This window comes from Vibrio sp. Vb1755 (assembly GCF_033338635.1).
GTDB lineage: Bacteria > Pseudomonadota > Gammaproteobacteria > Enterobacterales > Vibrionaceae > Vibrio > Vibrio alginolyticus.
The window spans coordinates 1-1154 of record NZ_JAWOTA010000279.1; the positions used below are offsets into that span (position 1 = coordinate 1).

General features: G+C 50.3%; 1 pseudogene. It reads right to left on the bottom strand.

The window, feature by feature from the left end:
• Positions 1 to 1154, bottom strand: a pseudogene (locus tag R7E00_RS24525) (propeptide, peptidase); the annotation flags it as partial.

The window sequence follows — 1154 nt, forward strand, 5'->3', positions numbered from 1 at the left end:
TTGACCGCGCGAGTTAATACTCGCATCGGTGAGCGCATCCTCGATAGTCTTGGGCTTATTCAGAAGTAGAGGAATACCGTTCACTAGCGCCGTCACGTTTTGCCAAGATTGCGCCTTAAGCCCTTCAGCAAACTGATAATCCACCGAAACTTTAGATTCAAACGGTGCACCACACGTCAGCCCAGTTGGTAAGTTGGCACTGAATGAGGCCGTGTTTGCCAGTTGCACATCGACCGCTTTCGATGTGTCGTTGTTCAGTGACCAATTGCCCTTTACGCTTGCAGATCGGCCGGTGTGAGAAAGCGTCAACTCGACCGTTTCCCCAGCGTTGATGTAACGAGATTGATATCGGGCGTTAAAAGGAACTTTGAGTAAGTTATGTTGTGCGAAGCTATCTTTCAGAATTTGTGCGTACTCTTTTTCAGGGAAAAGCATTGTCGCGGCAAATACGGTGGACTCCGCCAAATCATGCATTTTTACACCACGACCCACGCCGTACATGCCTTCAAGCACAATCGAGTCAAAGTCACGGAAAACACGATCCGAACCATCTCCATAACGAGCAACGGACGCTTTCAAGGCTTGGAATAAAGGTGTCGACCACAACTCGTCGCCCAATTCACCACCAACACTTTCATGCGCTCGGTATTCCGCTCCTTCAAAGTAACGAGCACGTTGGTTCCAGAGACTGCGTGTTGCGCGGCGAACGCCAAACATGCCATCCCAGTTGAACACCGTATCAATCTCAAATTCCTGACCACGGCGAGCCGCATCTAAATACTGTGTTCGGTAGCTCGCGCTGCCCGCCCAGTAATCACCGACACCTTCTCCAATCGCGCCAGTGTGGCCATACGCCCAGTCGGGAACGATTTGATAGTGAATCCCGTGTCCTAGCTCGTGCAAAATCACATCTGCATCCGCAGCATCCGGAGATACTCCACCCACGCCTAACATCAGCGCACGCGAACCTGTGTAGTAAGAAGAGTTGTCTAGCGCTAAACCACGTCCATCAAAACGAAGCGGCTCTTCAAATAAGTCATAGCTCAAGCTCGATAGGTACTGCAGTGAGTTGTCAAGATGGTAAAACGCCATCAACTGCAAAAAGGCATTGTCGCCAAGCTGAGCACTTTGCATCGCTTTTACATCAGCAAAAG